Annotated in this window: 24 protein-coding genes; 15 read left to right on the top strand and 9 right to left on the bottom strand. The window is 59.9% G+C overall.

The window, feature by feature from the left end; translation table 11 throughout:
• Positions 1 to 223: 223 nt before the first annotated feature.
• On the bottom strand, positions 224 to 1,528 hold the full coding sequence (locus DJ563_RS09590) for an SLC13 family permease (RefSeq protein ID WP_274098853.1): 1,305 nt from the start codon (positions 1,526 to 1,528) through the stop codon (positions 224 to 226).
• Positions 1,529 to 1,558: 30 nt separating this feature from the next.
• A complete protein-coding gene (locus DJ563_RS09585; protein ID WP_434519369.1) occupies positions 1,559 to 2,392 on the bottom strand; it encodes an amidohydrolase family protein in 834 nt (277 codons plus the stop codon).
• 189 nt (positions 2,393 to 2,581) lie between these two features.
• On the opposite strand from DJ563_RS09585, the gene DJ563_RS09580 reads away from it, so the two are divergent.
• A complete protein-coding gene (locus tag DJ563_RS09580) occupies positions 2,582 to 3,319 on the top strand; it encodes a GntR family transcriptional regulator (protein WP_274098851.1) in 738 nt (245 codons plus the stop codon).
• 145 nt (positions 3,320 to 3,464) lie between these two features.
• Here DJ563_RS09580 and DJ563_RS09575 read toward each other — a convergent pair whose 3' ends face one another.
• From DJ563_RS09575 to DJ563_RS09555, 5 genes are all read right to left on the bottom strand, one after another.
• Entirely contained in the window at positions 3,465 to 4,598 is a 1,134-nt protein-coding gene (locus DJ563_RS09575; protein ID WP_434519368.1) for an alanine--glyoxylate aminotransferase family protein, read from the bottom strand.
• A 144-nt stretch (positions 4,599 to 4,742) separates the two neighbouring features.
• Entirely contained in the window at positions 4,743 to 5,138 is a 396-nt protein-coding gene (locus tag DJ563_RS09570) for a nuclear transport factor 2 family protein (protein ID WP_434519712.1), read from the bottom strand.
• 108 nt (positions 5,139 to 5,246) lie between these two features.
• Positions 5,247 to 6,350 carry an alkene reductase gene (locus DJ563_RS09565; RefSeq protein ID WP_434519367.1) on the bottom strand — a complete coding sequence of 368 codons (1,104 nt, stop codon included), beginning with the start codon at positions 6,348 to 6,350 and terminating at the stop codon, positions 5,247 to 5,249.
• A 63-nt stretch (positions 6,351 to 6,413) separates the two neighbouring features.
• A complete protein-coding gene (locus DJ563_RS09560) occupies positions 6,414 to 6,992 on the bottom strand; it encodes a TetR/AcrR family transcriptional regulator (protein ID WP_434519366.1) in 579 nt (192 codons plus the stop codon).
• 113 nt (positions 6,993 to 7,105) lie between these two features.
• Entirely contained in the window at positions 7,106 to 7,963 is an 858-nt protein-coding gene (locus DJ563_RS09555; protein ID WP_274098846.1) for a LysR substrate-binding domain-containing protein, read from the bottom strand.
• Between the two features lie 111 nt (positions 7,964 to 8,074).
• Here DJ563_RS09555 and phnD point away from each other — a divergent pair, with 111 nt between their 5' ends.
• From phnD to DJ563_RS09495, 12 genes are all read left to right on the top strand, one after another.
• The gene (gene phnD, locus DJ563_RS09550) at positions 8,075 to 8,944 is read left to right on the top strand and encodes a phosphonate ABC transporter substrate-binding protein (protein WP_434519365.1); all 870 of its coding nucleotides are present in this window, start codon (positions 8,075 to 8,077) and stop codon (positions 8,942 to 8,944) included.
• Positions 8,941 to 9,735, top strand: coding sequence for a phosphonate ABC transporter ATP-binding protein (phnC, locus tag DJ563_RS09545; RefSeq protein ID WP_434519364.1), 795 nt, complete (start codon positions 8,941 to 8,943; stop codon positions 9,733 to 9,735). Before phnD ends, phnC begins: the two co-directional genes overlap by 4 nt.
• 2 nt (positions 9,736 to 9,737) lie before the next feature.
• Positions 9,738 to 10,556, top strand: coding sequence for a phosphonate ABC transporter, permease protein PhnE (gene phnE / locus DJ563_RS09540; protein ID WP_274098843.1), 819 nt, complete (start codon positions 9,738 to 9,740; stop codon positions 10,554 to 10,556).
• A gap of 187 nt (positions 10,557 to 10,743) precedes the next feature.
• On the top strand, positions 10,744 to 11,832 hold the full coding sequence (psrA, locus tag DJ563_RS09535) for an iron-containing alcohol dehydrogenase PsrA (RefSeq protein ID WP_274098842.1): 1,089 nt from the start codon (positions 10,744 to 10,746) through the stop codon (positions 11,830 to 11,832).
• A gap of 86 nt (positions 11,833 to 11,918) precedes the next feature.
• The gene (locus DJ563_RS09530; RefSeq protein ID WP_186663079.1) at positions 11,919 to 13,214 is read left to right on the top strand and encodes an MFS transporter; all 1,296 of its coding nucleotides are present in this window, start codon (positions 11,919 to 11,921) and stop codon (positions 13,212 to 13,214) included.
• Positions 13,215 to 13,264: 50 nt separating this feature from the next.
• Entirely contained in the window at positions 13,265 to 14,131 is an 867-nt protein-coding gene (locus tag DJ563_RS09525) for a LysR substrate-binding domain-containing protein (protein ID WP_186663078.1), read from the top strand.
• A 76-nt stretch (positions 14,132 to 14,207) separates the two neighbouring features.
• Positions 14,208 to 15,035: a phosphonoacetaldehyde hydrolase gene (gene phnX / locus DJ563_RS09520; protein ID WP_434519363.1), complete on the top strand. Its 828-nt coding sequence runs from the start codon at positions 14,208 to 14,210 to the stop codon at positions 15,033 to 15,035.
• Positions 15,036 to 15,067: 32 nt separating this feature from the next.
• A complete protein-coding gene (locus DJ563_RS09515; RefSeq protein ID WP_274099900.1) occupies positions 15,068 to 15,214 on the top strand; it encodes a hypothetical protein in 147 nt (48 codons plus the stop codon).
• A 245-nt stretch (positions 15,215 to 15,459) separates the two neighbouring features.
• Positions 15,460 to 17,382 (top strand): alkyl/aryl-sulfatase, encoded by a 1,923-nt coding sequence (locus tag DJ563_RS09510; protein ID WP_434519362.1) that lies wholly within the window; start codon positions 15,460 to 15,462, stop codon positions 17,380 to 17,382.
• Between the two features lie 82 nt (positions 17,383 to 17,464).
• Entirely contained in the window at positions 17,465 to 18,766 is a 1,302-nt protein-coding gene (locus DJ563_RS09505) for an OmpP1/FadL family transporter (RefSeq protein ID WP_434519361.1), read from the top strand.
• A 46-nt stretch (positions 18,767 to 18,812) separates the two neighbouring features.
• A complete protein-coding gene (locus tag DJ563_RS09500; RefSeq protein WP_410927302.1) occupies positions 18,813 to 19,481 on the top strand; it encodes a DUF3313 domain-containing protein in 669 nt (222 codons plus the stop codon).
• 218 nt (positions 19,482 to 19,699) lie between these two features.
• The gene (locus DJ563_RS09495) at positions 19,700 to 20,467 is read left to right on the top strand and encodes a transporter (protein WP_434519711.1); all 768 of its coding nucleotides are present in this window, start codon (positions 19,700 to 19,702) and stop codon (positions 20,465 to 20,467) included.
• A gap of 79 nt (positions 20,468 to 20,546) precedes the next feature.
• Here the strand turns inward: DJ563_RS09495 and DJ563_RS09490 are convergent, their stop codons facing one another.
• The gene (locus DJ563_RS09490) at positions 20,547 to 21,797 is read right to left on the bottom strand and encodes an MFS transporter (protein WP_274099894.1); all 1,251 of its coding nucleotides are present in this window, start codon (positions 21,795 to 21,797) and stop codon (positions 20,547 to 20,549) included.
• 103 nt (positions 21,798 to 21,900) lie between these two features.
• On the opposite strand from DJ563_RS09490, the gene DJ563_RS09485 reads away from it, so the two are divergent.
• Positions 21,901 to 22,869, top strand: a complete 969-nt coding sequence (locus DJ563_RS09485) for an AraC family transcriptional regulator (RefSeq protein ID WP_434519360.1) — start codon at positions 21,901 to 21,903, stop codon at positions 22,867 to 22,869.
• A 561-nt stretch (positions 22,870 to 23,430) separates the two neighbouring features.
• Here the strand turns inward: DJ563_RS09485 and DJ563_RS09480 are convergent.
• Entirely contained in the window at positions 23,431 to 23,637 is a 207-nt protein-coding gene (locus DJ563_RS09480) for a hypothetical protein (RefSeq protein ID WP_434519359.1), read from the bottom strand.
• Positions 23,638 to 23,876: 239 nt separating this feature from the next.
• On the opposite strand from DJ563_RS09480, the gene DJ563_RS09475 reads away from it, so the two are divergent.
• A complete protein-coding gene (locus tag DJ563_RS09475) occupies positions 23,877 to 24,581 on the top strand; it encodes an SDR family oxidoreductase (RefSeq protein ID WP_434519358.1) in 705 nt (234 codons plus the stop codon).
• Positions 24,582 to 24,616: the final 35 nt, after the last annotated feature.

The following is a 24,616-nucleotide window of genomic DNA, read 5'->3' as shown; positions in this document are numbered from 1 at the left end:
CCATCGCTCAGCCTAAGTACGGCTCTTATCGACAACTTCGAACATTCAACAAAGCGCCTGGCACGGCCTCAATTAACGCCTCATTAGATAATTTAAGAGATCGCCATGCGAAACCGTTCCCACCATGACTTACGTAAGTATGGACATGTTTCGTCCTCCACAGGGTGGCCCGCCCACCTTCCCAACGAAATTCACTGAGCTCTCCGGGCCGTTATTTCGCCATTCAAAAATCGATGAACGTGAAGATCGCATTGAATATCAGGGCCGCGACGAAACCCAGAGGTGCGGCACGGAAGAGCAACTGCGGAAACAACGAGGAGCGACTTTGTTCCGTCGGGCAGGAGCCAAGTATCAAGCTGCCGCCTGAGGAGAATGGCGAAATAGAAGTGGCCTGTGCGCCGACCACGATGGCCACGAACAGGAGCATCGGGTCTATCCCGAGCGCGGCGGCGATTGGCGGTGCCATCGGGAATAGCGCCGGAGTGACGACGCCCAGGGTGCTGGAGAACAGCGACATGCACGCCGCGACGATGCCGAAGACGATCGGCACCAGGATCGGCGGGATGCTGCTGCCCATCCACGCGGCCAGCAGGTCAATGGTCCCGGCCTTGATCGCGACCGAGATGAGCATGCCCACCCCACAGATCATGATCAACGTCGCCCAGGGTACCGAGGCCAGGACCTTCCGTTCATCACCCAGCTTGAGCAGCAGCGCGATGACCGAAAACAGGCTCGCGATCAAGCCAATATCGATCTTGGCGTTAATGAAACGTACTGTCGCGTTATCGGGGAAGGCGATCTGGGCGATAGGTGCCGCGAGAACGATGACCATCATCGTCAGTGTCAGCCAAAGCGTGATTTTCTGTTCGCGGTCCAGCGGCGTAGGTGCGGTGGCTACGTAGGCAGAGGCCTTCATCGCCTTGCCATGCCCGGAAAGGAATACCAACACCGAAATCACCAGTAACGGAATCACCAGCGTACTGACGAAGATTGCCGCCGCGTTGATGAAGGCATCATTCTCTGCAATGCCGGCGTTGACCATCAAGCCCCGAAAGATAATGCCGCTCTGGCTGGAGACGAAGTTGGCTCCGCTCAGGGCGCCATAGTTTACCGCCATGCCGCCGATGATCAGGCTCATGCCGGTGCGTTCGCATAGCAAAAGGGTAATCGGCGCCATGAAGGCAAGAACCGTATAGTAGCCAGCGCCCATTGCCGAAATGACCGTAGCGGTGAAGAAAACCGCGAAGGGAAGCAGTTGCGGCATCGTTCGGCAGCGGTAAATCAAGTGTTCGGCCAGCTTTTCCAGTGTGCCGTTAACCGTAGCGAAGCTATAAAAAAGGCAAACAGCGAAAATGATGAAGAAGATTTTCAGCGGCCACATGCTGATGACTTCGGCGGGGCTCAGGCCCATCCCGAAACATCCAATCAGGTAGGCAAAAGCAATGGCGAAGAGACCGATGTTGATCTTGGTCTTGTAGCCAAGGGCGACGGCAACCACGATTGCCGCCACGACGAGCAAGCTCATCATAAGGAACGTCCTATTGTTGTTATGGGGCGGTTAACGCGAAACGTCGAAGCTGAACAGCTTCGCCGGGTTATCCCGCAATACTCGAGTGCGTTCGCTGGGTTCCGGGAGCAACGCTTCGAAGAAGGCAACCTGCCGGTCGTAGTCGGTCTGGTCTTCGAACTGGGTGTTGGGCCAGTCACTGCCCCAAAGGAATCGCGCAATGCCACCGCTAGACTCGCGCAGCTGAGCCAGAACAAGCCGTGCCTGGGCAAGGTTGAACTGGCTGCGGTAGGGCGCCGAGAGTTTGAGCCATACGCGTTCGTCGGCGAGTAAGGTCAGAAATGCCTTGTGGGTGGGCTTCTCGATTTCGATGTCGCCAGTGGGGAGGCCAAAATGATCGATCACCACTTCGACGCCACACGCCAAAATGTCTGGCACGATCAGTGCCACATCATGGATTGCGCGCTGAATTTCGACGTGCCAGCCTCGCCGGGCCAGCCGCTTGAACAGGCCGGTCCAGGCGGGGCCTGTATAGTCGGCTAATGCCTTACCGACCAGATTGAGGCGAATACCTACCACGCCCGCCTCGGCAAGTTCGTCCAGTTGCACCTCACTGATCTGGGTGTCAACCACTGCCACGGCACGTAGCCGCTTTGGATATCGGCTTAGAGCGTCCAGCAAGTAATGGTTATCGGTGCCCAGAAAACTCGGCTGGATCAGCACGCCATACGCCAGGCCATGACGATCAAGGTGCCCGAGGTAGTCTTCGACCAGCGCATCATAGCGAGGGCTGTAGCGTCGCTCGGGAGCCATCGGCAAATGCTGATGGAAGATGTGTGCGTGCGTGTCCACGCCGTGCAATCTGAGAGACAGAGAATGATCCATAAGCGAAACCCTGATTATTGTTGTCCTGACACGCCCGCTGCTGGCAATCAGGGCTGGAAGCGAGCCGAATCGTTACGTCGCCCGTAATTCATATAGATGACTGCATGACCATATCTTCAGCGCTTGGTATCTGTCAATTCACGCAACAGTGATAAAGTGAATTCGCCTCGGACAAGGATTGATCAATAAATGAACACCCCAACACTCGGATACGACGAGCGGCTGCCGCTGTATCAGCGCCTCAGAGAAGAAATGCTGGCGAAGATTTCTGCCGGCGAATGGACCCCGGGTGCCCCTATTCCCACCGAGGCAGAGCTGACTCGGCATTACGGCGTCGCCATCGGCACGGTGCGCAAGGCGGTGGATACGCTGGTCAACGAGGGGCTTCTGTTGCGCAGCCAGGGCCGAGGCACCTTTTTGCGGCGGCCTAATTTCGAGACTTCGCTGGCTCGTTTCTTTCGCCAAGTGAATGCAGGCGGCGGGCGAGAAACCCCCACCAGCCGTATCCTCTCCAAGACCCTCCAGACACCCTCGCAGGCAGTAACCGACGCGCTAAAGCTGAGCGAGGGTGAGCAGGTCGTGCACATGGAGCGCCTGCGAATGGTCGAAGGCCGCGTGTTGTTTCACGAGGATATCTGGCTATCCGCCAGCCGCTTCGGTGACTTGCTGGAAATCGACTCGGCGAGCTTCGGTGAACTGCTCTATCCGCTTTATGAAAAGCAGTGCGGGCAATGCATCGCCTCGGCCAAGGAAACCCTCACAGTTGGCGCGGCCGACAGGTCCATGGCTGACATGCTGTCAATCGAGATCGGTGCACCGATGGTCAGCATCGAACGCACGGCAATGGGCTATGACCGATCCCCACTGGAATACCGCCTTTCCCGCGCTGCGGCCGATGGCTTCAGGTATCAGATCGAGATTTCCTGAGGTTTATGCGCCGACGCCATCGATTGATAGGGGATTGAGTACGCGGCGCGAGGTATTTCCCATCCTGGAGAACGAAGCGAATGCGGCTCCGTCCCCTTGGGCAGGCTACCTTTCTGAATTCACCTTACGGCATGAGGCTGAAGGCTTAATTCGCCATCACTTCGTCCAGTGCCTGCTCTAGGATGCTGACCGTGCGCTCGATATTGTGTAGTTTTTCGAGCCCGAACAGACCGATGCGGAAGGTTTGGAAGTCGGCCGGCTCGTCGCATTGTAACGGCACGCCGGCAGCTATTTGCAGGCCGTGATTGGCAAATTTCTTGCCGCTCTTGATGTCGGCATCACCGGTGTAGCTCACCACGACGCCTGTGGCATGGAAGCCGGCTGCGGCCACACTTTTGAAGCCTTTGCCGGTCAACATGGCGCGCACCCGATCACCCAGCGCCTGTTGCTCGCCACGGACCTTGTCGAAACCGTAGGCCTGCATCTCGTTCATCACGTCGTTGAATCGCGCCAGCGAATCGCTGGGCATGGTCGCATGGTAGGCGTGTCCGCCTTGTTCGTAGGCCTGCATGATCTGCAGCCACTTTTTCAGGTCGCAGGCAAAGCTGCTGCTCTGCGTGTGCTCGATGCGCTCGAGGGCCAACGCGCTGAGCATCACCAGGGCACAGCAAGGGGAGGCGCTCCAGCCTTTCTGCGGTGCGCTGATCAGCAGGTCGACTGCGCACTTGTGCATATCAACCCAAAGCGTGCCAGAGGCGATGCAGTCCAGCACGAACAGGCCACCCACCGCATGTACGGCGTCGCCGACGGCCCGCAGGTACTCGTCGGGCAGGATGATCCCTGACGAGGTTTCAACGTGGGGGGCGAAGACAATCTGCGGCTTGTGCGCCTCAATGGCCGCCAGCACTGCCTCCAGCGGCGGGGGCGCGTAGGCAGCCTGGCGCCCGGTGTCGACCGGTCGGGCTTTCAACACCGTGGTGGCCGCCGGGATGTTGCCCGTATCAAGGATTTGGCTCCAGCGATAACTGAACCAGCCATTGCGTATCACCAGGCATTGCTGGCCGGTGGCAAACTGTCGCGCTACCGACTCCATGCCGAATGTACCGCTCCCTGGGACCACCGCAACAGCCTGGGCGTTATAGACCTGTTTCAGGGTTTTGGAAATGTTCTTCATCACGCCCTGAAATGTCTGTGACATGTGATTGAGCGAGCGGTCGGTATAGACCACCGAGTACTCGACCAGCCCCTCAGGGTCAATACTGGGATAAAGCCTCGACATGGGGTGACTCCTTTGGCAGAGATGTCAGTGGTATCGACCCTGCCTTAAGCCTTGGCAAATGACAAGACTTGACGCCTTACCCGAATGGCCCACTACTGATCGAGCTGATCGTTCAGACCGCCCGACATCAATGATGATCGAACGTCAGCCTTCGAACTGATGGTAAACCTTGGCGATGACTTGCCATGTGCCGGCGATGCGGATCAACGTCAGATAGTCGTTGTAGTCGGCGCCGATGGCGTCGTTTTCCATGTCCACACGCACGACGGCGGTCGTTGGGGTAATCGCCAGCACATCCAGGCGAGTGGTGATATCCGGGGCGTTGCCGTGCTTTCTGACGAAGCCGAACAAGTTGGAGATCGGGCCTCCTAGCAGCTCGCCGTTGGTGAAACCATACATGACGGCATCCTTGTGGAAGGCCTGCGCCAACCCTTCAGCGTTGCCGATGCGCAGGCTATCGACATAGTGCTGAGCCACGGCGATAACGGCGTCATATTCGGCCGTGGCAACGGTCTTGATGTTTTGCTCATGATTAGCTATCCAGGTGCTGAGAGACGCATGATGCGTCGAAAGACTGCCCGGTTTCGGGGGACACCGGGAGCCGGAAGCGCGCAGTTCAGGGCGCGATGTGGGGGTGGTAGATCTGCTTCAGTAGTTGCCATTCGGCCAGTCGGTGTAGCCCTTGGCCCCACCGCCGTAATAGCTCTCTCTGGGAGCGGTGCTCAGTTCTGCTCCATGGCGAAGGCGTTCAACCAGGTCTGGGTTGGAGATAAACAAGCGGCCGAAGGCCACTGCATCGATCCTGTTCTGAGCGCGGCGCTCGATGGCCATTTCCAGGTCGTAGTTGTTGTTACCGATATAGGGTCCTGCGAACAGGCCGCTGAGGGCATCCATATCAACGCCCGCAGGGATGTCGCGGCTAGTCGCAGTGGCGCCTTCCACGAAATGCATGTAGGCCAGGTCGAGCTTGTTCAGCTCGGGCACCAAGTAACCGAACAGGCCCATGACGTTGCTGTCGGGAGGTGTGTTACCGGCGTCCGGGGTCACCGGTGACAGTCGGATGCCGACCCGGTCGCTCCCCCAGATCTCGATCACCGCGCGGGTGACTTCAAGGGTGAGGCGTGCTCGATTTTCGATCGAGCCACCGTACTGGTCGGTGCGCTGATTGGTAGAGTCACGCAGAAACTGATCGAGCAGGTAGCTGTTGGCAGAATGCACTTCCACGCCATCGAACCCCGCGTGCATGGCGTTTCGCGCGGCAACTCGGTATTGCGCGATAACACCGGCTATCTCGTCAGTTTCCAGCGCGCGCGGTGTCGACACTGGCACGAAACCGTCGACCGTGTAGGTATTGCCCTCGGCCCGGATCGCAGAGGGTGCTACCGGTGCCTGACCGGCAGGCTGCAGTTCGACGCTTGAGAAGCGGCCGACATGCCACAGCTGCAACACGATCTTGCCGCCTTTGGCATGCACAGCTTCGGTGACTTTCTTCCAGCCATCCGTCTGTTCTGCGCTCCAGATACCGGGCGTCGCAGCGTAGCCACGGCCTTGGGCGCTGATGTTGGTCGCCTCGGCGATGATCAGGCCAGCGGAGGCGCGCTGAGCGTAGTAGGTAGCATGCAGTTCATTGGGCACGCCATCCTCGGCGTAACGGCTGCGCGTCACGGGTGCCATGACGATGCGGTTGGTGAGTTCGATGGCACCCATCCGGGTGGGTTCGAACAAGTCGGTACGGGTACTGTTATCAGTCATGAGTGGTTCCATCAAATTCATCTAAGTAGACCAGTCGTCTACAAACTGGTTAAAAAAAGCCGCTCAACCGAGCAGGCTTTTCGTCATGGCCAGCGCCGATTGGAAGGGTTGGGTAGAACGGTTCACCTTTGCCATCAACGATGCGCCCAACCACAGTTGATACAGCGACTCGGCCAGCGCCTTGCTGTCTTTGGTAACGATGCTGCCATCAGCGATACCACGCTCAATGCTATCGCTGATCAGTCTGATGATGCGGGACGTGCCTTTATCCAGCACGTGGCGCATCACTTCAGAAAGGTCGCAGACTTCAGCGCCGAGCTTGACCACCAGGCATTTGTTATCCACGGCCTCGTCATACTGGGTTTCGCTCCAGTACTGGAAGTACTTCAGAAGACTTTGCGCACCATTCGCCTTCTGCTTGAGGATCGGCTCGATACGGGACAGGTACTCGTCGAAGTAAACGTCGAGTAATGCCTGGCCAAATTCTTCCTTGGACTTGAAGTAGTGGTAGAACGAGCCCTTGGGTACTCCGGCCGTGCTCAACACCTCGTTGAGACCGACAGCCGTGTAGCCTTTGTGGGTCATAAGTGCCCTGGCAACATCGAGGATGTGCTCACGCATTTCGTTGGCTGGTTTCTTCATGATGAGCGAAGCCTAACCCAGATTAGACCAGTCGTCTACTTTGGTGAGCGACCAGGTTGAACGTTGCGAGTTTGATCGGGCCTTGGAACGCCTGCAGGGACGATAACCTTCATTCAACGCAGCGCGATCGACAGGAACGAGTCGATGACCTGGCTGCTGCTCCGCTCGGCCAGGTAATACAGATACGTTTCAGTAAATACCACATCGCCAGCAATGCGGATGACTTTCAGGCAGGGGGCGCCAATGTATTCCGCCTCCGACACCGCGCCGATGCCGAGCTTGCGGATGACCGCTTCGCGCAGCGCCTCGCGGCTGCCGATTTCCATGGCCACCCGCGGGCTGACGTCAGCCTCGTGCAAGGCCCGTTCCAGTGCCAGGCGGGTAGTCGAGCCGTGCTCGCGACGGAGCAGTGGCTGCCCCTGCAAGGCTTGCAGGGACACTTCGTCATACCTGGCGAAGGGGTGTTCGACATGGACGAACAAGATGACCGGATGGCGCGCGTAGCGTTGGGCGACAAATGCCGGGTTTTCCGGCCGCCCGGCGAGTACACCGATGTCGCTCACGTAGTTTTCCAGATCGGCCAGCACCGAGGCCGAGTTGCCGACACGGATGGAGACATCGATTTGCGGATAGCGGGCTTGGTAGCGGTCAACCATTTCGATCACATGGAACGGGCCAACCGCGCCAATGCGCAGTTGCCCGCGGTTGAGCTTGCCGGCGTCACGCAGCAGGTTGGTGGCTTCGGCATCGAGCAGCGCCAGTTGGCCTGCGATCGGCAAAAGTGCACGGCCCACGGTGGTCAGTTCGATACGGCGCCCGCGCCGGTGGAACAGTTCGACATTGAATTCGCGCTCCAGGGCCTGGACCTGGTTGGTAGCCGTCGGCTGGCTGACGCCGATGGCCCTGGCCCCGGCGCTGAAGCTGGCATGGCGGGCGACGGCAAGAAAAGTACGCAGGCGTGCAGAAGACATCCATAGATCCTTTGAATGGAAAGGGGTCAAAAACCATATTGAATTGATGCGGTGACTGTCACATGACAGCCCTAGCTTTGGCCTCACCAAAAACAACCCTGCGGTGACGCCATGATTTCCCTTGCCAGCCTGCGCCGTTCTGCCCGCTTTATCCTGCTGCCCCTGATGTTTACTCCGGCAGTGCAGGCCCAACAGACCCTGACCGTCGGCCTGATACCTTCCGAGGACTCTCAGGCAATGATCAAGAGCAGCCAGTTGGTGCTCGACCAGCTTGAGCAGCGTCTAGGCATGCCGGTCAAACCTTTCGTGGCCACCGATTACAACGGCGTGATCGAAGCCCTACGTGCCGGCAAGCTGGATGTGGCCTACCTGGGGCCGTTCTCGTACGTGCTGGCCAAACAGATGGCTGATGCCGAGGCGTTTGCCGTGGCCGTGACCCGCAAGACCAGCAGCAGCGCCTACCACAGCCTGATCATCGCCCGTAACGACATTGGCATTCGCAGCCTGCAAGACCTGCAGGGGAAGACCTTCGCCTTCGTCGACCCCAGCTCGGCTTCCGGGCACCTGTTTCCCAAGGCGGGCCTGGAACAGGCTGGCCACGATCCGAAGACCCTTTTCTCGCGGGTGATCTTCTCTGGATCCCACGACGCGAGCATCCTCGCCGTGGAAAACCGCAAAGTGGACGCCGCAGCGGTGGCCGATCGCATCCTCGCCAGCGCGGTGCACAACGGGCAGGTCAAACAGCAGGACTTCCATGTGGTGTGGACCTCGCCGGACATTCCCGAATCGCCGATGGTCTGGCGCAAAGGCCTTGACCCTGAGTTGCAAGCCAAGCTGCGCAGTGCATTCGCCGCGATCAAGGATGTGCCCTGGGGCGACCAGGGCATGCTCGACGGTTTTCAGCCCACCAGCGACGCGGCTTATGACGTTGTTCGCGATACCGCCACGGTGCTCGATCTTGACCTGCGGAGGCTGAAATGATCCGCATCCAGCAATTAAACAAGGGCTATGCCGATAACCCGGTGCTGCGTGGCATCGACCTGCAGGTCCAGGCCGGCGAGTTCTTGGTCATCCTCGGTCAGTCCGGTGCCGGAAAATCCACCTTGCTGCGCTGCATCAACCGCCTGGCACACGCCGACAGTGGTGTGCTGGAAGTCGGCGGGGTGGACGCCATGCAGGCTTCCCAGCAGCGCGAACTTCGCCGGCGGGTAGCGATGATTTTCCAGCACCACAACGTGGTGCCGCGCCTGTCGGTGCTGAAAAACGTGCTGACCGGGCGTCTAGCGTACTGCAGCACCCTGGCCTCGCTGCTGCAGCTGTTCCGACGAGAGGACGTAGCCCTGGCCCATGATTGTTTGGGCCGCGTCGAACTGAGCGACAAGGCCAGCGCGCGCGCCGATTCGCTGTCTGGCGGACAACTGCAGCGGGTCGGCATCGCCCGGGCACTGGCCCAGCGCCCCGATGTGATCCTGGCTGACGAACCCGTGGCCAGCCTAGACCCGAAAACGGCACACCTGGTGATGCGCTATCTGCGCGAGGCGACCCGCACCCTCGGCATCACGGTGGTGTGCAACCTGCACCAAGTGGATCTGGCACGGGCCTTCGGCGACCGTATCGTCGGCTTGGCCAGTGGCCGCCTGGTATTTGATGGTCCGGCGCAGGCCTTGGATGACGCTGCGCTGCAGCGTATTTACCACAGTGCCGCGCCTCGCCAGCCAGGCGATACCCCGCTTGCTGAAAATCTTCCCATCGCTAGTGGCACGAGGGCCTGAACATGAATCCACGTACTCACCAATGGCTGGTGCGCACGCCGGCCACATCACGCGGCTGGCTGGGCAGCGCTGCATTGCTGGTGTTAGTCCTGTGCATCCTGCATTTGAGCGCCGAGGGGGCGCAGTTGAGCTGGACCGAGCTGGCCAGCGGCCTGCCACAGATTGGCGACTTTCTCGGCCGCTCGCTGCCGCCAGACCTGAGCATCCTGCCAAGCCTCTGGCACCCAGCGCTGGAAACCCTGCAGATCGCGCTGTGGGGCACTTTGCTGGGGATTGTCGGCGCCATCCCGCTGGGCTTGCTTGCCGCGCGCAATCTGCACAACAAGCGTTGGCTGTATCAGGCTACTCGGCAACTGCTCAATGTGATTCGTAGCATCAACGAACTGATCCTGGCGCTGGTGTTCGTTTCGGCAGTCGGTCTGGGCCCGTTCCCTGGCGTGCTCGCTTTGGCGCTGCACGGTGTGGGCATGCTTGGCAAATTTTTCGCCGAGAGCATCGAGGAAATCGACCAAGGTCCGATCGAGGCCTTGCAGGCAACCGGCGCTCGGCCGCTGCAGGTAATTATCTTCGGTGTGTTACCGCAGGTCATCACTGCCTGGATTGCCGTGGTGCTCTACCGCTTCGAGGTCAACCTGCGTTCGGCGACCGTGCTGGGCATGGTCGGTGCGGGTGGCCTTGGGTTCGAGCTGGTCAGCAGCTTGAAGCTATTCAAGTACCAAGAAACTGCGACTTGCATCCTGCTGATCACCCTGATGGTGGTACTGGCGGACCTGCTTTCCAGCCGGCTCCGCGAAGCCATTCAGGGCTCGGCCCGTCACTGATCCTGTTACCCGGCCTTGCCTTCTGCGCCCTTCGCTTGCGCAGGGGCGGGGCTTGCCTGGAGAAACCGCGATGCCTGCTGCCGCTGTTATCGGTCTCACCGATACCTGCCTGCATTTAAACGATTGGAACGAAAGCTGCCAGCCGACGAGCATGGCTGCACCTTCCAACAACAATAAGGAACTGTCCATGCCTGCCTGTTTCCATAATCCTGTCTCGACCGTCTTCGGCGCTGGCAGCCTGGAGCGGATCGCCGACCTGTGCCCGGGCAAGGTCGCCTTGGTGACCTTCCCCGAGGCCGTGCAATTGGGGCTGGTGGAGCGGGTGCGCGGCCTGCTCGGCGAGCGCCTGGTTTGTGTGATAGACAATGTGCAGCCGAACCCGGACGTGGCGTGGTTGCGCGAAGTCCACGAGCGTTTCTGGGCCGACCATGGCGATTGCGACAGCGTCTTCGCCTTGGGCGGTGGCAGCGCCATCGATACGGCCAAAGCGTTGATCGTAGGGACCGCCTCGGGGCACTTCGATGAACTGCTGGAGTTGTTGGCCAGTGGCAAGCCGTTCACCCCGGCTCGGTACAAACGGCTGATTGCCGCGCCCACCACGGCGGGTACCGGCAGCGAGGTCACGCCGTGGGCCACGCTGTGGGATGCCGGCCGGCAGAAGAAGTACTCCCTGCATTTGCCGTGCACCTGGCCTCAGGTGGCGTTGATCGACCCACAGCTGATGCTCAGCGTACCCGGCGCAGTGACGGTGTCTACCGGGCTGGATGCGTTGTCACATGCCCTGGAAGCGATCTGGAATCACAACGCTAATCCTATTTCGGACACCTTTGCAGTGTCGGCCATCGAGGACATCCTGGACTGCCTGCCACAGTTGCACCAGGACCTGGGCAACCCCGAGCTGCGCACACGCATGGCGTTGGCCGCGCTCAAGGCCGGGATGGCGTTCTCCAACACCAAGACGGCCCTGGCCCATTCCATCTCGTATGAAATGACGCTGCGCCATGGGCTGCCCCATGGCATCGCCTGTTCGTTCACCCTGCCGATGGTCCTTGGCCTGGCCTGGGGCCGTGACGGCCAACGCGACCGTACCCTGCAGAAGGTTTTCGGCCCTGACCTTGACGCCGCCCAGCAGCGCCTGCGGGGTTTCTTGCATCGCTTGGGCGTGCGCACCGAGTTTGAAGACTACGGCGTGACAGCCGCCGAGGCCGAAGCGATGATCGATGACGCCATGCAGGGTCCACGCGGACGCAATTTCATCGGCTCCCAAGCCGCCTGACGCATCACGCTTTTCCTCCCGCACCGAACAAGAGTGCCGACTCGCCGCGCCCCCGTGCCGGCGGCAGCGAACAAAAGGAAACCGTCATGAACCGTGCACAAACACTGCCTGGCTCGATCCCGACTACCATGCCGTTCCGCCTGGCCCAGTGGCGCATGCTGCTGGCTGCCATGTTCTGCTACCTGTTTTTCTACACGGGTCGTCAGACCTTCGGTTTTGCCATCCCTGGCATCCAGGCCGAATTCGGCCTGAGCAAGGAGACGCTCGGTTGGGCCTCCAGCGCGATGTTGTGGATGTACGCGATAGGCCAGGCCATCAATGGCAACCTGGCCGACAAATTCGGCGGGCGGCGCATCATGACGCTGGGCGCAGTGCTGTCATGTGGCGCCAACTGGGTGACCAGCTTCGCTGGCGGCTTGCTGAGCCTGGTGCTGCCCTGGGGCGTCAACGGCTACTTCCAGGCACTGGGCTGGGCGCCGGGCAGTCGCCTGCTCTCGAACTGGTGGAGCGCCGCCGAGCGGGGCAGGGTCTACGGCTTCTATGTGTTTGCGGCCGGTTGTGCCTCGGTGCTGTCGTATGTCACCTCCGTGGTCATCCTCGATGTGTTGCACCTGGAGTGGCGCTGGATCTTCCGCCTGCCCGTGCTCTTGATGCTGGCAGGAGGCATCGTCTTCTACCTGGTGGCCCGGGAGCGGCCGCAGGACATGGGTTACCCGGCGCTGGACAACACCGGCGTGGCCAATGCCCAGGACCGCAGCAGCGAGGCCACGCAGACGGACCAAGAGACCTCGCGGCAACGCTACCTGGCGGTGCTGAAGAACCCGCGCTTGTTGGTGGCTGCGGTTTCCCTCGGCTTTCAGAACGCCGCTCGCTACGGCTTGATCGTCTGGGTCCCGGTGCACTTCCTCGGTGCCAACTGGCAGAAGGGCGACAGTTTCATCGACCCCAAGTGGATCACCATCGCCTTGCCCGTGGGTATGGCGGTCGGAGCACTTAGCAACGGCTGGGTCTCGGACAAGCTGTTCGGCAGCAAGCGGTACCTGGCGATCATGCTCTACATGGTGCTGGGCGCACTCACCAGCTTGTGGATGTGGAGCCTTCCGGCGCACAGCGCAGTAGGCCTGCTAGCGTTGTTCCTGTGCGGCTTCTTCGTCTATGGGCCGGCATCGAGTTTCTGGGCACTGTGCCCGGACCTGGTAGGTGCCCGCCGCGCCGGTACTGCGACCGGCATCATGAATTTCTCATCGTATCTCTTCGCCGGGCTGGCTGAGCCGTTGATCGGTCGTATGCTCGATACAACGGGCAATACGTCGCTGATTTTCATCGTGGTCACCACGGCTTGTGCCTGCAGCGCCCTGGTTGCGCTGTTCGTACGCCGTTGAGGGCGCCGCTATGCTTTCAGCTTGCAGCTGTTTCTTGATCGAGAGAAGCCATGTACCAGTACCACAAGTGGTTGCGGTCCTTTCATGCAGTCGCCAGCACAGGCAGCTTTACCCAGGCGGCGCAGTTGCTGAGTATCGGCCAGCCCACCATCAGCGAGCAGGTGAGCGGGCTGGAGAAGCGGTTTTCGGTGGAGTTGTTCCATCGCCGCGGCCGCTTCATCGAACTGAGCACAGCTGGCCGCCAGCTGTACGACATCACCCAGGGTCTGTTCGGCCAGGAAGACGAGGCATTGCAACTGCTGCAGAGCTTCCACCAGCGCAAGCAGGGCATGCTGCGGATCGGCGCGGTATCACCTCCCATCGCCATGAGCCTGACCTACGAACTGATGCAGCATTATCCGCAGATCGAGCTGGAAACCTCGTTCAGCAGCGAGGCCGGGACATTGGAGCGGCTGTACAACTTCGACATCGACCTGGCGATCCTCGCCTTGTCGGAGTTCGACCACCGGCTCAGTACGCGGTTGTATCGCACCTGCCCGATTCTTGCGGTGGTTCGCGACGATCACCCTTGGGCCGGGCAAGCCAGTGTGAGCGTCAAGGAGATAGCCGGTCAGCCAGTGGTGCTGCGCGAACCGGCCTCGCGTACTCGCCAACTGGTAGAAGAAGGCTGCCGCCAGCATGCAGTGGCGTTGGACTGCGCCATGCAGTTGAACAGCCGCGAGGCGATTGTCCATGCAGTGGTGCACGGCATCGGTGTGGGTTTCGTCTCGGCTGTAGAGCATGCCGATCGGCCGGGTACGCGCTCAATCGCCTTCGCCGAGGACCCGTTCCATATCAGCTACTTCCTGTGCTGCCTGGCCATCCGCCGTAAGCGGCCAATCATCGGCGAATTGTTCGATTCGTTGACCAATCACTGATTCAAGCGCTCAACGCCAGCGCGCTACCGTGCTAGGCGGGCTTCGCTCATCGCTTTTTCACTCAAGGAGCAATGTCATGAACTATCAGCAACCCAAGCAACTGCAGGCCGTGATTCTCGATTGGGCCGGCACCGTGGTGGACTTTGGCTCATTTGCACCGACCCAGATCTTCGTTGAAGCCTTCGCCGAGTTCGGCGTGCAAGTCAGCCTGGAAGAAGCCCGCGGCCCAATGGGCATGGGCAAGTGGGACCATATCCGCACGCTGTGCGACCTGCCGACCATCGCCGAGCGCTATCGGCTTGCGTTCGGCCGCACGCCCACCGACAACGATGTGACCGCCATCTACGAACGCTTCATGCCATTGCAGATCGAGAAAATCGCCGAGCACTCGGCGTTGATCCCGGGGGCTCTGGAGGCCATCGAGCAATTGCGCGCAAAGGACCTGAAAATCGGCTCATGCTCCGGCTATCCGGCAGTGGTAATGGATAAAGTGGTGGCGCTGGCCAGGACCAAAGGCTACGTGGCCGATCATGTGGTCGCTACCGATGAGGTGCCGAACGGGCGCCCCTATCCGGCGCAATCCTTGGCCAACGTCATTGCCTTGGGGATCAGTGACGTGGCCGCATGCGTCAAGGTCGACGACACCTGGCCCGGGATCCTCGAAGGCCGCAGTGCTGGAATGTGGACGGTTGCCCTGACCTGCTCGGGCAATGCGCTTGGCCTGACATACGAACAGTACAAGGCACTGCCGGAGGCAGAACTTGAGCAGGCGCGCACGCGCATTGGCCAGATATTCGAGGGCGCACGGCCGCACTACCTGATCGATACCATTGCCGAGTTGCCGGGAGTGATCGCCGATATCGAAGCGCGACTGCAGCAAGGTGAGATGCCCCAGAGCGTCTGACGCTAAGCATCGTCGATGTCTTCCTGTCGAACGTGAACCTTGCAACGATCATTACCCGAAGTGTCCGCTACTGGCCTGATCACATTGCCGTGGCGGACTGCCAGGCGCGCCTGACCTATGCCGAGTTCGCCCAAGGCAACCTCGGCCCCGGCCGCCCTGGCTACGGCTACCGTTGGTGATCATGAAGCTGTCAGCCGCATTTGATCGGGTTTCTTACATTAAGAGGAAAATTTCTCACCCGCGTCTACTCTCTCTAAGCGATATGAAACCCTAGCTGGCAGTTGCCGAACCGGTACAGCGCATTGTTAAAAAGGAGCTGGCAATGACTGTGTTCGTAGAAGCTTTCTGTAACCCAGGCCGCACTGCCTCGGTGGGCAAAGTCTGGAAACTCAGTTCTACTTTCTTTTTAGCCGCAGCCATCAGTATGGCCTCACAGGCGTGGGCTGAAGAAAAAGCGAAACCGGCAACAGCAGCAACTAAAGATGCCAACGATGCATTGCTCAAGGAACTGCCGTTCAACGACAAGACCTCCTTCGAACTGGCTCACAAAGGGTTTATCGCCCCTTTGCCGAAAGAGCCGATCAAGGGCGCCTCGGGCAACCTGATCTGGGACCCGGCCAAGTACAACTTCATCAAGGAAGGCGAGGCCGCCCCGGCTTCCACCAACCCCAGCCTCTGGCGGCAGTCACAGCTGATCAATATTTCCGGCCTGTTCGAAGTCACCGATGGCATCTATCAGGTGCGCAACTACGACTTGTCGAACATGACCATCGTCGAGGGCAAGGAAGGCATCACCATCTTTGACCCGTTGATTTCGGCGGAAACTGCCAAGGCCGCACTCGACCTCTACTATCAGCATCGACCGAAAAAGCCTGTGGTCGCAGTGATCTACACCCACAGTCACGTCGACCATTACGGCGGTGTTCGTGGTGTGATCGACGAGAAGGATGTCAAGGCAGGCAAGGTCAAGGTTTATGCCCCCAAAGGCTTCCTGGAACACGCCGTTGCCGAGAACGTGATGGCCGGTACCGCCATGAGCCGCCGGGCCAGTTACATGTACGGCAACCTGCTGCCGCCGAATGAAACGGGCCAACTGGGTGCAGGGTTGGGGACCACGACTTCCGCCGGTACCGTCACCCTGATCCCGCCGACCGACATCATCGAGAAAACCGGTGAGAAGCGCACCATCGACGGCTTGACCTACGAGTTCCTCTACGCGCCGGGCAGTGAGGCGCCAGCCGAGATGCTCTATTACATCCACGAGAAAAAAGCGCTCAACACCGCCGAAGACTCCACCCATACCATGCACAACACCTACTCACTGCGCGGTGCGAAGATCCGCGAGCCGTTGCCATGGTCCAAGTACCTCAACCAAGCGCTGAAGATGTGGGGCAACGACGTCCAGGTCATGTATGCCATGCACCACTGGCCGGTGTGGGGCAACAAGGAGGTCAAGGAGCAACTGTCGTCGCAGCGGGACATGTACCGCTACATCAACGATGAAACCCTGCGCCTGGCCAACAAGGGCCTGACCATGACCGAGATTGCCGAGCAGGTGAAACTGCCGAAATCGATCGCTTCGCGCTTCTCCAACCGTGGGTATTACGGGTCTTTGAACCACAACGTCAAGGCCACCTATGTGCTGTACATGGGCTGGTTCATCGGCAACCCGGCGACGCTGCATGAGTTGCCGCCTGAAGACTCGTCCAAGCGCTACGTCGAGATGATGGGCGGCGCCGATGCGGTGCTGAAGAAGGCCAAGGAGTACTACGACAAGGGCGACTACCGCTGGGTAGCCGAGGTGGTCAACAAAGTGGTCTTCGCCGACCCGAACAACCAGGCAGCGAAGAACCTGCAAGCCGACACACTCGAGCAGTTGGGTTACCAGGCCGAAAGTGGACCCTGGCGCAACTTCTACCTCACCGGTGCCAAGGAATTGCGCGAAGGCGTGAAACAGTTGCCGACGCCAGACACCGCCAGCCCCGATACGGTGCGGGCGATGGACCTTGACCTGTTCTTCGACTACCTGGCCATGCGCCTCAAAGGGCCTGAGGTCGAAGACAAGCACATCACCCTGAACTTCGACTTCACCGACCTCAAGCAGAAATACCTGGTGGAAATGGTCAATGGCGTGCTCAACCACACCGAAGGCTCGCAAGCCGAGAAAGCCGACGCCACGGTCAGCCTGACGCGCGACACCTTGAACAAACTGATGCTCAAGGAAACCACGCTCAAGGACGCGGTGAGCGCAGGTGACGTGAAAGTCGAGGGTGCCGAAGGCAAACTTGAGGAGCTGATGAGCTACATGGACAACTTCGACTTCTGGTTCCCGATCGTTACACCTTGATTGCTCCCTTGGCGCAGGTTGCGTCAAGCAGGACATCGAGCCATCGGTGTCCTGCTCTTTCTAAAGTGTGGAGTCAGGGATTATGACCATGACGAATCGAATGGATCACGCCAAAGGGTGGCTGCCTGCAACCTTTATTCTGTTGTTTGTTCACAGCACCAACGTGTCAGCCGGAGGCATCTTCATTTATGAAGCCGGCCAGGAAAGTAACGGCCTGGCCAATGCTGGCTCGGCTGCGCTCGCCACCGACCCCAGTGTGTTGATGACCAACCCCGCAGGCATCGCCCTGCTGCCCGGCACGCAGATCAGCGCCAACGCCCAGGTCATCTTGGGCGACCTGCGCTACTCACGTGACAGTAGCAACCAGTTCGATGGCAACGAGGGCGGTAACGCTCTGCAGTACCTGCCAGGCGCCAGCTTGTTCATCAGCCACCAGCTCGATGACCGCTCAGCCATCGGGTTCGGCATGTACGGTAACTTCGGTTTGGCGCTGGACTACGACGACGACTGGGCCGGGCGCTACTTCACCCAGGAATCGGCGGTGATTGGCGTCTCGTTCCAACCTACCTTTGCTTACAAGTTTACCGATGACCTTACTGTCGGCATCGGCCCACGCATGATGCTCGGCTATTACCGCACCGAGATGGCCATCAACAACAGCCTGCTAGGGTTGGTCGAGCGCCCCGACGGCCAGCTTGAATACAAGGACACCGACTTCGGCATTGGCGTGAACCTGGGCCTGCTTTACCAGCTCGGCCCCCGCACACGCATTGGCCTGGCCTACACCAGCAAGGTGAAGCTGGAGTTCGAGGACAGCCCACACGTCAGCGACATCAATAACCCTCTTATCAATGCCGCACTCAACCGTCTGGCGGTGGACACGCTGGAACTGGACATGAACGTGCCGCAGACCGCGACATTCAGCGTGGCCCACCAGCTAGACGAGCAGTGGACATTGCTGGGAAGCCTGGGTTGGCAGGACTGGAGCGAGTTCGGTGACATCGGCGTCGAGGTGGATGCCAATGCCGCCGGGGTTAGCCGCACGGTCGATCGCAAGTACAAGGACACCTGGCACGCCTCGGTCGGTGCCCAGTACCAGATGACCCGCCAGCTGCGCTGGAGTTTTGGGGTGGGGTATGACAGCTCGGCCGTGGATGACAAGGATCGTACTGTGGACAACCCGATGGGCGAGGCGTGGCGCTTTGCAACGGGGGTGAACTATCAGGTTGAGGAAGGACTGGACCTGCACTTGGCTTACACACTGGTCTGGCTCGGCGACATGGACGTGGAGCAGACCAAGGCACGCTCCGGCGACACGTTGTCAGGCACATTCGATAACGCCGCCCTGCACATCGTCGGTGGCGGTGCCACTTGGCGATTCTGAAGGTTTTGATGCTTGGACAATGCTTATACGTGGAAGGAGAAGTTGCATGAAAAGTAAGTCGCTTATTGCAACAGTTTGTCTCGCATCGCTGTTACTGCATGGCTGTGCGAGCAAATACGTGGAGCCCGATCAATACTCTGGTTTCCTGAAGGACTACAGCAAACTCAAGGAGGACAAATCCCCCTCGGGCGCGGAGGTCTCGCGCTGGATCAAGCCGGGTATTGATGCCAACCAATTTACCAGCGTGTATGTCGAACCCAGCCAGTTTTACCCCAAGCCGCAACCCACCGCGAAGATTCCGCTGCAAACCTTGCAAGGCATAACCCAGTACTACGATCAGGCGTTGAAAAATCAGTTTTCCAAGGCCCTGCCGCTGGCTACGAGCCCCGGGCCCGGTGTACTGGTGGTGCGCCCGGCAATCACCGGGGTGAGTGCTAAAACCAAGGGCCTGCGCCCGTATGAGGTGATCCCGATCGCGCTGGTGGCGGCCGGCATCAGCACGGCCACGGGGATCCGCGACCAAGACACCAGCGTGGCCACCGAGGCCGCATTCCTTGACGGGAGTTCCAACGAGGTGGTGGCTGAAGTGGTACGCAAAGGTGCCGGCGCTGAACTGGACAATTCTTCGCAGATCATGCAGGCCAAGGACGCACGTGCCGTGCTCGATGGTTGGGCGAAAGACATGGTCAGTTCATTCCAGGCCCTGAAGAAGTAGCCCGCAGCTCCCCCCTGCCGTGGGTGTGCGTCAGGGGGGGCACCGGAATTTGATGCCAAGATTTGATGGACTAAGGATGCCCCGATGACCGTTCAGATCTTACTAATCATCAAATCACGCCTGATAGCCGAATACGCAGTCCGGTCACAACGACGTGGCGTCAGTTGACGGGAGATAAACTGTTGAACAGGAACTGCTACCCGCTTTATGCACTTGCCTTGCTGGCGCACGCCGGACAAGGGCAAGCAGAAGACTCGGCAGAGCTTGCCAAGAAAGCGCTGAACCCGGTTGCGGCCATGTACAGCTTGCCGGTGCAATATAACTGGGACCAGAAAATGGGCCCAGGCGGCGATGGCAAGCGCAGCCTGACCAACATCCAGCCAGTTCTGCCTTTCAGCCTGAATGATGACTGGAACCTGATCTCCAGGACTATCCTGCCCGTCATCGACCAGCATGGCCTGGGTGGCGCGGCAGACACCTCCGGCGTGGGCGATGTGACCCAGAGCTTTTTCTTCTCACCGAAACAACCCACTGCCAGTGGCTGGATACTCGGCGCAGGGCCGGCGCTATTGATACCAACAGGCAGCAACGACGTGCTGAGCACTGAACAATGGGGGCTCGGACCGACTGCGGTAGCCTTGAAGCAATCCAACGGTTGGACGCACGGGATACTGGCTAACCATATCTGGGGGCTGGAGGGCAGCCCCGCAGACGGTAAGGAGAAGGTCAACCAGGCGTTCATGCAGCCGTTTCTTTCGTACACGAACAGCACATTGACCACATTTGGCATCAACAGTGAATCAACCTACGACTGGCAATCCAAAGAATGGGCGATTCCGATCAACCTGATGGTCACCCAATTACTAAAGGTTGGTGGCCACCCCATCACGCTCCAGGCTGGGCCGCGCTACTGGCTCGAATCACCGGATAATCGCCCAGAAGGGTGGGGCTTTCGCTTTGCTGTGACGCTGTTGTTCCCGCGCTGATAAATCCCGCACATGCTACCGGTGCTGCAGCATTGGTTAAGCCGTTTGGAAGCGGATCGGCGCCGCCTGGAGAGCTAAATCACAGGTGGAGTGCCGACCCGTTCAGTACAGTGCCATCTACCGAAGGCACTCGCACACGCAATGCAATCAGCAACGCGGCCAGCAGCATCAGCACGGCCGCCGCCACGAATACGCCTGCGCTGCCACCGAGGCTGAACATTGCCCCGCCCGCGGCTGCGCCTGTGGCGATGGCCGACTGTACAGACGCTACCACCATGCCCCCGGCGCTTTCCGCCTGGTCAGGGACCGCGCTGGCGACCCAGTTCGACCACGCCACCGGCACACCCCCAAAGGCCAGGCCCCAGACCGCCAGCAGTACGGCTTGCCCTGGCACCGACGCCGGCAACAGGACCAGCGCCAGTGCCGCAACGCCCACCAGCGCGGGCATCAACACCAGGGTGGCCAACGGGTGACGAGTCAGCATCCACCCGGCCACCAATGTGCCGACAAAGTTCGCCACACCAAAACCCAGCAACATCAGCGACAGCCCCTGCGGGCCAATGCCGCTCGTACTTTCGAGGAATGGCCGAATATACGTGAACATCGCAAAGTGGCCGCTGTGCACCAGCACACAACCGAACATCCCCATAGCGATGCCTGGGCGCTGCAACACTTCAAGCACCGTGCGCAGGCGTGCCGGCCGACGTGGCGCAAGGCTCGGCAGTGTGAGTGACTGGAAAGCCAAGGTCACCACCCCCACCGCCGCCGCTGCAAAGAACGCGCTGCGCCAGCCATATAGCCCGCCCAGATAACTACCCAGCGGGACCGCAACCACCGTCCCGATGGCGATGCCGCTGAAAATGATCGAGAGCGCGCGCGGCAACAAAGCCCCCGGCACCAAGCGCATCGCCACCGCCGCCGCCATGCTCCAAAACCCGCCAAGTGCGATGCCCAGCAAGATACGCATCAACAACAGCACCGCGAAACTGGAGGAAACGGCGACCAACAGATTGGAAGCGATCATCAACGTGGAAAAACCCAGCAACACCCAGCGGCGATCGATACTGCGAGTCAGGCCTGGCACCAACAGGCCGGCGAACAGCGCCACCACGGCTGTCACCGTTACCGCTTGGCCAGCCAGCGCTTCGGACACCCCCAGCTCGGTCGCCATCGGCGTCAACAGGCTGGCCGGAAGGTACTCAGCGGTCAGCAAGCCAAACACGCCCATGGCCAACGACAATACGGCCATCCACGCGGGGGTTGCAGGTTCTGCATCCGGCCCGGCGCCGGGACGGCTGTCGGGTACGGCATTGCATACAAGGTCAGTCATTGCATGGATCTCCCAATCTTCAATTGCGACCCGTAGTCTAGGCGCGAGAATCCGGATGATCTATGATCAAAAAACTCAATTTTTTGACTGAAACACCTGAGCAATGTCGACAGATCAATTTGCCCTTTCTTCCGACCTCATCAACGAGCTGTTGCGCGGCATGCGCCTGCGCGGTGTCGAGTACCGGCGTATCCAGGCGGGCCCGGCCTTCGGCTTGGGCTTCGCTGCCAAACCCGGGCATGCCTGGTTCCACTTCCTGGCGGTCGGCAACGCGGTGCTGCGTATGGAAGACGGGACAACGTATGCGCTGTGCGCCGGTAACGCCGTCTTCATCTCCCATGGCGCGGCCCATCAATTGCTCTCGCATACGCACGTGCCCGTGCAGGACATCGACCTTCTGGGCGGCGAGCCTCTGGGCGACACCGTCAGCGCGGTTGCCACCGGAACCGATGCCGGCCCCATGCCGACCACGCTTTTGTTCAGTGGATGCATGGAGTTCGAATTGGGCAGCCTCCATGGCCTTGGCAAGCTGATGCCGGGCTTGATGCTGATTGATGCCGGCGGCCAGCGTTACCCCGGGCTGGTGCCTATTCTCACCACTATGGAGCGCGAGGTCAGCGCCGCACGCGTCGGCTTCGCCGGCATCCTCGCGCGATTGGCCGACGTGGTCGCCGCCATGGTCGTTCGTGGTTGGGTCGAGTGCGCCTGCGGCAACGCCTCCGGCCTGGTTGCCGCCCTGCGCGATCCGCGGCTGGCAGGTGCACTTCTGGCGCTGCATCAACAACCGGGCCGCGACTGGACCGTCGAGCAGTTGGCGGAGCAATGCAATACGTCCCGCTCGGTCTTTGCGGAGCGTTTTCAATTGACGATTGGCATGACCCCGCTGCGCTACGTCACCGAAGTACGAATGCGGCTTGCCAGCCAGTGGCTGACGCTGGAAAGGGTGCCGATTGAAGAGGTCGCGCAGCGTTTGGGCTATACGTCTCAGGCGGCGTTCAGTCGGGCGTTCAAGCGTGTTACGGGTAAGACGCCTGGGTCGAGTCGCACGTTGAGGCAGTCCGCTGCCACCTGAAACTGAGTGGAATTAGTGGGGGGCATAATGGGCGGCGTTGGGTTGGATTTTCACGGAATGTTGGGGAGTGGGGCTGCTATGTGCTTGACGGGAGATAGGGTGATGGGGGCCAGGTGCCTGTCTTGGGTTTGGAGGTGGGGCGGAAATCGAGCGCCGCCCGCGCGGCGCATCGCGACGCAAGGCCGCTCCTACATTTGTTTCGGGCCAGTGAGGCCAGTGGCATTTGCGCGCGACCGCCTTGTTTGTACGACGCGATATTGAGGGGGGCACCAAGGGGCCGCGCGCCAATGCCCCAGGAATAATTGGCCCGAAACAAATGTAGGAGCGGCCTTGCGTCGCGATGCGCCGCGCGGGCGGCGCTCGATCTGATAGGCGCCGAAAATGCCAAGCCAGCCACCTGGTGGCCCCGAATACAAGCTCCAGGCATTCACAACCCCCCTGAAAAAGCCGAGGACACCCTGGCCTCCATCGCCCGTGCGGCACGGGCCTTGGGCATGTAATTTTCATTGGCACTTCTGAAACACCACACTAGGCGACCCAATTTTTCTGGAGATATCTTCGTCAAATGCGATGAATTTCGATCCGGAGCCCCGAGCGCACACCGTTTTCGTATTGGTAGATATCGGCATGCTGAGTGAAGTTGACGATGCGTATCCAGGCGGGATTGGGCTCGTTTTCAGGCGCGATGAAGTAATCGGTATGGGGGAAATATTGGCAGCCCGCGAACAACGGCAGGATCAGCAAGCAGCGTGCAATACGTAGGGACATGGTGCATATCCTTTGCAGAGTGGCTGTTCAGACCACACGCCAGGGGATGCATTTCGTGGCAGGTTATTGAATTTTCCATTGAATTGTCGGGTGGCCGCCGTCCGAACATGGCTACTTGAACAGGCAAGGCTATAGATTATCTACTGACATTAACAAGCGTTGCTGTCTCTCTGAACGGTGCTGAGCGGTGCTAGTCTCAATTCACCAACCACCCATCCACGCCTCACTCAGGAGGATGTATGTCAGTAGAAAAAGTAGCAATAGTCACTGCCGGTGGTAGCGGCATGGGAGCGGCAGCAGCACGTAGACTGGCTGCCGACGGCTTCAAGGTCGGTATTCTTTCTTCCTCTGGCAAGGGGGAGGCCCTGGCGCAAGCGTTAGGCGGTATCGGTGTAACCGGCAGTAATCAGTCAAACGAAGATCTGCAGCGCCTCGTTGATGCAGTCTTTCAGAAATGGGGCCGTATCGATGTGTTGGTTAACAGCGCCGGCCATGGCCCGCGGGCACCGATCCTTGAGATCAGCGACGATGACTGGCACCTGGGTATGGAGACCTACCTGCTCAACGTCATTCGTCCTACGCGATTGGTGACGCCGTACATGCAGCGCCAGAACGGCGGTGCAATAATCAACATTTCTACTGCATGGGTGTTCGAACCCAGCGAACTCTTCCCTACCTCCGCAGTTTTCCGTGCCGGTTTGGCGTCGTTCAGCAAAATCTTTGCTGACAAGTACGCCCCTGACAACATTCGCATTAATAACGTGCTGCCGGGTTGGATCGACAGTCTCCCTGCTACCGAGCAGCGTCGAGAAGGTGTGCCACTTAAGCGCTATGGCACGAGTGAGGAAATTGCCGCCACTATCGCCTTCCTGGCGAGCGAAGGGGCAGCCTACATTACCGGCCAGAACATCAAGGTCGATGGCGGTGTTACCCGCAGCGTCTGAGCCTCCGGGCCGCACCCCGTTCGCGGCCCTTTTTA

It is taken from the genome of Pseudomonas sp. NFX1 (assembly GCF_051123555.1).
Taxonomy (GTDB): domain Bacteria; phylum Pseudomonadota; class Gammaproteobacteria; order Pseudomonadales; family Pseudomonadaceae; genus Aquipseudomonas; species Aquipseudomonas capeferrum.
The sequence above is the reverse complement of the archived record's forward strand: the minus strand, read 5'-3'. Positions and strand labels throughout refer to the sequence as shown.